The sequence below is a fragment of the Streptomyces sp. XM83C genome, assembly GCF_023072675.1.
Classification (GTDB): domain Bacteria; phylum Actinomycetota; class Actinomycetes; order Streptomycetales; family Streptomycetaceae; genus Streptomyces; species Streptomyces thermocoprophilus.
This window is the reverse complement of record NZ_JALLGL010000335.1, coordinates 1-6,419: the sequence shown is the minus strand read 5'-3', so window position 1 is coordinate 6,419 and position 6,419 is coordinate 1. Positions and strand designations below refer to the sequence as shown.

The window sequence follows — 6,419 nt, the reverse complement described above, 5'->3', positions numbered from 1 at the left end:
CTCCCGGGGGGAGCATCTGGCGGCGTTTGGGGCCGGCGTGCTCCCCGGCGGACTCGCCGGGTTCCTTGGCGCCGGGCCAGGCCTTGGCCACGCGGGCGGCGAGGACGAAGTCCTTGCGCAGGGGGTGGCCTTCGAAGGTGTCCGGAAGGAGGAGGTGGTGCAGGGCGGGGTGGCCCTCGAAGGTGACGCCGAACATCTCGTGCGTCTCGCGTTCGTGCCAGGCGGCGCCCGCGTAGACGGAGACGGCGGACGGCAGGGTGGCGGCGTCGTGCGGGACGGTGGTGCGCAGCAGCAGCCGGCGCACCGGGCCGAGTGCGGCCACGTGGGCGGCGACGCGGAAGCCGAGGCCGGGCTCGTCGACCGCGCTCAGCCAGTCGAAGTAGGTGCAGCCGAGCCGGTCGCGGGCCGTCTCCAGGGCGGTGATCCAGGAGGCGGGCGGGACGTCGACGGTCAGGACGTCGTAGGACTCGTCGGCGGTGGCTTCGGCGCCGAAGAGTTCCTTGACGGGGGCGGGCAGCCAGCCGGCCTCGGTCATCGGGTCTCCCCCTTCGGTGCGGGGGGCGGCACCAGGCCGCTCTGCAGTGCGGCGGCGGAGGGGCGGGCGGTGCCGCCGTGGCCGTACCGCTCCCCCAGGGACTCGCGGGCGATCTTCTCCTGGAGCTTGAGGATGCCCTGGAGGAGGGCCTCGGGCCGGGGCGGGCAGCCGGGGACGTAGACATCGACGGGGATGATCTGGTCGACGCCCTTGGTGACGGAGTACGAGTCCCAGTACGGGCCGCCGCAGTTGGAGCAGGCGCCGAAGGAGATGACGTACTTCGGCTCCGGCATCTGCTCGTACAGGCGCTTGACCGCGGGGGCCATCTTGTCGGTGACGGTGCCCGAGACGACCATCAGGTCGGCCTGGCGGGGGCCCGGCGCGAACGGGATCACGCCGAGGCGGATGAAGTCGTGGCGGGCCATCGAGGCGGCGATGAACTCGATCGCGCAGCAGGCGAGGCCGAAGTTGAAGACCCACAGCGAGTAGCGGCGGCCCCAGTTCAGGACCACTTTCATCGGTTCGGGCGCCAGGCGGGCCAGCGTGCCCAGCCGCCTGGGCTCTGGCAGCGCGACCGGCTCCCGGGCGTCCTGCGGCCGGGCCGTCGGCGGCGGGGTCGCCGGCTCGGATGGCTGGGGGGCGGTCGGGTTCACGTCCATGCCAGGACGCCCTTCTTGTAGGCGTACAGCAGGCCGACGGCGAGGAAGCCGAGGAAGATGAACATCTCCACGAGGGTCGTAGCGCCGTAGCCGGGGCGGGCGAACACGGTCGCCCAGGGGAACAGGAAGATCGAGTCGACGGCGAAGATGACGTAGAGGAAGGCGTACACGTAGTAGCGGACCTGGGTGTGGGCCCAGCCCTCGCCGACGGGGTCGACACCGCACTCGTACGTCAGCAGCTTCTCGGGGGTGGGCACGACGGGGCGCAGCAGACGGCCGGCGCCGAAGGCCACGATCACGAACAGCACGCCGACGACGGCCAGCAGGCCGACCACCGAGTACGACTCGAAGTAGTCCGCCGCGATGACGGCGGCCGGCTCACGCAGCGTCTCCCGCAACGTCCGCCCTCGCTCTCCGCTCTCGACACATTCGACGATCTGTACGCACGGGAGTCTAGGCCCTGATAAAGAGCCCGTAAGCAGCTCATCACGCATCGAGATCCGCGCGGGCCGCCGCTGTGGGACGGAGGTGGGGTTTTCCCCCGTCCGACGAGGCGGGGCGACCTCATGGCGCCGGGCCCCGCCGCGCGGCACGCTAACGCATATGACCGCATCCACACACTCGATCCCGTCCTCCGCCGCGTCCTCACCGCAGGACGCGGGCGAGGAGCGACTGCCGCCGGCCCGTTTCGCCTTCGACGGGCACACCTGGAGGGAGATCGCGCATCTCCTGGCCAATCTGCCGCTGGCGTTGATCGGGTTCGTGTACGTCATGACGGTGGTGTTCGTCAGCGGCACGTTGACGATCACCGTGATCGGGCTGCCGTTGCTGGCGCTAGGGCTGATGGGCTCGCGGCTGCTGGGGCGGTTCGAGCGGATGCGGGCCCGGGCGCTGCTCGGGGTGCGCGTGGAGGAGCCGAGTCGGCTGCCGCTCAGGCACGCGCCGGAGGGCTTCCTCAACCGGATGTGGATGGTGCTGAAGGATCCGGTGGCGTGGCGTACGGCGCTGTACGACTTCATCCGGCTGCCGTGGGGGGTGTTCACCTTCTCGGTCGTGTTGACGTCGCTGTTCGTGCTGTGGCCGGTGCTGCCGTTCATCGCGCGCGGGCTGGGCAACGTGGACCGGGCGATGGTGCGTGGGCTGCTGTCGCCGTCGGACGAGCTGGAGCGCCGTATTGCCGAACTGGAGTCCGACCGCGGGGTGGTCGTGGACACGGCAGCCGCCGATCTGCGGCGGATCGAGCGGGATCTGCACGACGGGGCGCAGGCCCGGCTGGTGAACCTGGCGATGGGGCTGGGCCTGGCCAAGGAGAAGCTGCTGGAGGACCCGGACGCGGCTGCGGCGATGGTCGAGGAGGCGCACGGGGAGGTGAAGCTGGCGTTGCAGGAACTGCGGGATCTGGCGCGGGGCATTCATCCGGCGGTTCTCACCGACCGGGGTCTGGACGCGGCACTGTCGTCGGTGGCGTCGCGCTGCACGGTGCCGGTCAAGGTGACCGTGGACCTGGCGTCGAGGCCTGCCGCCGCGATCGAGGGCATCGCCTACTTCACGGTGTCGGAGCTGTTGCAGAACGTCAGCAAGCACAGCATGGCCCGGTCGGCGTCGGTCGATGTGTGGCGGTCGGAGAACAGGCTGCTGATCCAGGTACGGGACGACGGCCGCGGCGGCGCCTCGCTGGACCGCGGGAGCGGGATGCGGGGGTTGGCGGAGCGGCTGGGCGCCGTGGACGGTCTGTTCGTCGTGGACTCGCCGGAGGGCGGCCCGACGACGGTGACGGCGGAGCTGCCGTGGCGGGACCGGGGCACGGACGAGCGGCCGAGGTAGGGAAAACCCCCCTTCGAAGACGCCGACGGGCTTCATGGCCGGGTGGCCTGCGACGGAGCAGGGTGGAAGCAGAACATCCGGGTGCCCGGATCCCGTCGGCGACACGACGCCGACGAGATGGACACGAAGACCCCACCACGAGCAGAAACGGACCACGGCGATGGCCATGGAGTACGGAGAGCAGCGCCTGCCCCGGCCGGGGTGGCGCTCGGCCCACGACCGGTTCGACGACCGCGACGTCCCCGAGACGCCCGGCCTCCTCGGCTCCGACGGCTCGTACGGCACGAAGGGCTCGTACAGCGGGCGGGACGGGCACCGCTCCTACCGTTCGCCCGACGCCGGCCGTGCTTTCGGGTCCTACAGCGCGGAGACCTACGAGGCTCTCGGCGGCGGTCCGGGGCGGCATCGGGTGCCGGCGGCGCTGCGGGCGCCTTTCGAGGGGCGCAGTTGGCGGGAGTTCACGTATCTGCTGCTGAACCTGCCGATGGGCGTGCTGTTCTTCACGTACGCCGTGACGATGGTGTCGCTGGGGGCCGGTCTGCTGGTGACGTTCCTCGGCATCCCCGTGCTGGCGGCCGGGCTGGCCGGGTGCCGTGGTCTGGGCGCGCTGGAGCGGGTGCGGGCGCGGGCGCTGCTCGGTCTGGAGGTGGACGCTCCGGAACCGCTGCGGGCCCGCAAGCCGGGCCTGATGGGCTGGATGGGTGCCGTCCTGAAGAGCGGTACGTCGTGGCGGCATCTGCTGTACGCGGTGCTGCACTTCCCGTGGGCGGTGTTCTCGTTCGCGGTCGCGGTGAGCGTGTGGGTGTACGGCTGGGCGCTGCTGACGTACCCGCTGTGGTTCTGGGTGTTCCCGGTGTACGCCGGTCAGGGCGGCCTTCAGCTGTACGGCGACGAGCAGCACAGCATCTACCTCGACAACCCGTTCGAGATCACGATGACGGCGCTGGTGGGACTGCTGTTCACGCTGGCGGCGCCGTGGATCGTGCGGGCGCTGACGATGGTGGACCGGCTGCTGGTGCACGGGCTGCTCGGCCCGTCGCGGCTGGCGTCGCGTGTGGTGGAGCTGGAGTCCGACCGCGGGGTGGTCGTGGACACGGCCGCTGCCGATCTGCGGCGGATCGAGCGGGATCTGCACGACGGGGCGCAGGCGCGGCTGGTGAACCTGGCGATGGATCTGGGGCTCGCCAAGGAGAAGCTGCGCGAGGAGCCTGAGGTGGCGGCGCGCATGGTGGAGGAGGCGCACGGCGAGGTGAAGACGGCGCTGCAGGAGCTGCGGGACCTGGCCCGGGGCATCCATCCGGCCGTTCTCACCGACCGGGGCCTGGACGCGGCTCTGTCGGCGGTGGCCTCGCGCTGTACGGTGCCGGTGACCGTGGAGGTGGACCTGCCGTCGCGGCCGGCGCCCGCGATCGAGGGCATCGCCTACTTCACCGTCTCCGAGCTGCTGCAGAACATCAGCAAGCACAGCCGGGCCCGGTCGGCGACCGTCGATGTGTGGCGGTCGGAGGACCGGCTGATGCTTCAGGTGGTGGACGACGGGGTCGGCGGGGCGTCCCTGTCCGGCGGTTCCGGGCTGGCAGGTCTGGCCGAGCGGCTGGACGCGGTCGACGGGATCCTGGTCGTGGACTCGCCGGAGGGCGGCCCGACCCGGATCACGGCGGAGCTGCCCTGGCGGGGGTGACAGCCCCCGGCGGGGGGCCGGGCCGGCCGGTGAGCCCGACCGGCCGGGTTTGCGGTGGGCTCCCGGCTCGCCCTCTCGTGGTCCGCTCGCGCCGCTGTGGGCCACGGTCCGTTCCCGCCGCTGCGGGCCCACGGTCCGCACCCGCCACTGCGGGTCGAAGGGGACGGCAGGCATGGGCGGGCCCTGGCCGCCGTCTCGTCCGCCCCCGCCTCTGCGGCTCGGGGAGGGGAGCCTCCCGCGCTCCCGCTGGAAGACCACGACCGGCAGCCAACCCCGGACCCTGAAACCCACCACCGGCAGCCGACCCCGGCCCCTGAAACCCACCACCGAAATCCGGCCGATCTCGGTCCGGAATCCGTCCCCCGCCCTGACGCGCGCCCCGAGTTCACGCGGGGGGCGCCCCTTGATCCACCCTGGAATCCCGTTGCCGAGCCCCCGCTCCCCTCCCGATGCTGGAATGCTGGAGTTGTTGTCGGTGGCGCGCAGGCGGCTGTATGGGGGACCGAGATCGTGGAGGACAGGGTGCGGGTGGTCATCGCCGAGGATTCGGTGCTGCTGCGGGAGGGCCTGACGCGGTTGCTGACCGACCGCGGGCATGAGGTCGTCGCCGGTGTCGGCGACGGCGAGGCCCTGGTGAAGACGATCGGCGAGCTGGACGCCGAGGGCGCGCTACCGGACGTGGTCGTCGCCGATGTGCGGATGCCGCCGACGCACACCGACGAGGGCGTCCGGGCCGCCGTGCAACTGCGCCGGGCGCATCCCCGGCTCGGGGTGCTGGTGCTGTCGCAGTACGTGGAGGAGCGGTACGCCACGGAGCTGCTGGCGGGGTCCAGTCGGGGGGTCGGCTATCTGCTGAAGGACCGGGTGGCGGACGTACGGGAGTTCGTGGACGCCGTGGTGCGGGTCGCCGAGGGCGGTACGGCGCTCGACCCGGAGGTGGTGGCGCAGCTGCTCGGGCGCAGCCGCAAGCAGGACGTGCTCGCCGGGCTCACCCCGCGGGAGCGGGAGGTGCTGGGGCTGATGGCGGAGGGCCGTACCAACTCGGCGATCGCCAAGCAGCTGGTGGTGAGCGACGGGGCGGTGGAGAAGCACGTCAGCAACATCTTCCTCAAGCTGGGGCTGTCCCCGAGCGAGGGAGATCACCGGCGGGTGCTGGCCGTGCTCACGTATCTCAATTCCTGATCTCCGTTCCGGTCACCCGTTCCGGCCCGGTTCCGGCTCCGTTACGGCCACCGACGGGATCCGTTCCGGCCACCGGCGCGGCTCCGTTCCGGCCACCGTTGCGGATCCCTGTTCCTGATCCGCACCACTGATCTCCATGACTCGGCACGTCCGAGCGGAGTGCTGTGGTCATGACGTGTCCGCGATGCAAAAGACCAGGGGGAGGCGGCTCGCGGAGACGTAGGGTTGATGGCGGGAGGGCCCCGTGGAAAGGCCCCTGCCCGACAGCCGCCCCGAGGGAGGTCCAGTTCAGTGACCAGTAAGGTCAGCAGCCCAGCGGAACAGGCCGACACCGACACCACCGTCGTAGGAGAGCAGCGCAAACCGGCCGGGGCGAAGAGCGTCCGCCGGCTGGACCGGGTGATCATCAGGTTCGCGGGGGACTCGGGTGACGGTATGCAGCTCACCGGCGACCGGTTCACCTCGGAGACGGCGTCGTTCGGCAACGACCTGTCGACGCTGCCGAACTTCCCCGCCGAGATCCGCGCCCCCGCCGGCA

6 protein-coding genes and 1 pseudogene are annotated in these 6,419 nt (G+C 71.6%); 4 read left to right on the top strand and 3 right to left on the bottom strand.

The genetic code is table 11. The features are described 5' to 3' along the window. The 3 genes from MTQ10_RS26345 to MTQ10_RS26335 form a co-directional block, all read right to left on the bottom strand. On the bottom strand, positions 1-535 hold a 535-nt coding region (locus MTQ10_RS26345), incomplete at its 3' end, for an NADH-quinone oxidoreductase subunit C (RefSeq protein WP_247472658.1). Beyond that, positions 532-1,194: an NADH-quinone oxidoreductase subunit B gene (locus MTQ10_RS26340; protein ID WP_247472657.1), complete on the bottom strand. Its 663-nt coding sequence runs from the start codon at positions 1,192-1,194 to the stop codon at positions 532-534. The genes MTQ10_RS26345 and MTQ10_RS26340, both read right to left, overlap by 4 nt. Then, the gene (locus MTQ10_RS26335; RefSeq protein WP_247472656.1) at positions 1,185-1,592 is read right to left on the bottom strand and encodes an NADH-quinone oxidoreductase subunit A; all 408 of its coding nucleotides are present in this window, start codon (positions 1,590-1,592) and stop codon (positions 1,185-1,187) included. Before MTQ10_RS26335 ends, MTQ10_RS26340 begins: the two co-directional genes overlap by 10 nt. Positions 1,593-1,797: 205 nt before the next feature. Between MTQ10_RS26335 and MTQ10_RS26330 the strand changes: the two genes are divergently transcribed. The 4 genes and pseudogenes from MTQ10_RS26330 to MTQ10_RS26315 form a co-directional block, all read left to right on the top strand. After that, positions 1,798-3,018, top strand: coding sequence for a sensor histidine kinase (locus MTQ10_RS26330; protein WP_247472655.1), 1,221 nt, complete (start codon positions 1,798-1,800; stop codon positions 3,016-3,018). 160 nt (positions 3,019-3,178) lie between these two features. After that, positions 3,179-4,699, top strand: coding sequence for a sensor histidine kinase (locus MTQ10_RS26325; protein WP_247472654.1), 1,521 nt, complete (start codon positions 3,179-3,181; stop codon positions 4,697-4,699). Between the two features lie 522 nt (positions 4,700-5,221). Next, the gene (locus MTQ10_RS26320) at positions 5,222-5,881 is read left to right on the top strand and encodes a response regulator transcription factor (RefSeq protein ID WP_308404604.1); all 660 of its coding nucleotides are present in this window, start codon (positions 5,222-5,224) and stop codon (positions 5,879-5,881) included. 291 nt (positions 5,882-6,172) lie between these two features. Further along, positions 6,173-6,419 (top strand): annotated as a pseudogene (locus tag MTQ10_RS26315) (2-oxoacid:acceptor oxidoreductase subunit alpha); the annotation flags it as partial.

What these genes read in the sequence shown, in the direction of transcription:
- MTQ10_RS26340 (WP_247472657.1), bottom strand. Translation starts at nt 1,194, where the DNA reads ATGGACGTGAACCCGACCGCCCCCCAGCCATCCGAGCCGGCGACCCCG.
- MTQ10_RS26330 (WP_247472655.1), top strand. Translation starts at nt 1,798, where the DNA reads ATGACCGCATCCACACACTCGATCCCGTCCTCCGCCGCGTCCTCACCG.
- MTQ10_RS26325 (WP_247472654.1), top strand. Translation starts at nt 3,179, where the DNA reads ATGGCCATGGAGTACGGAGAGCAGCGCCTGCCCCGGCCGGGGTGGCGC.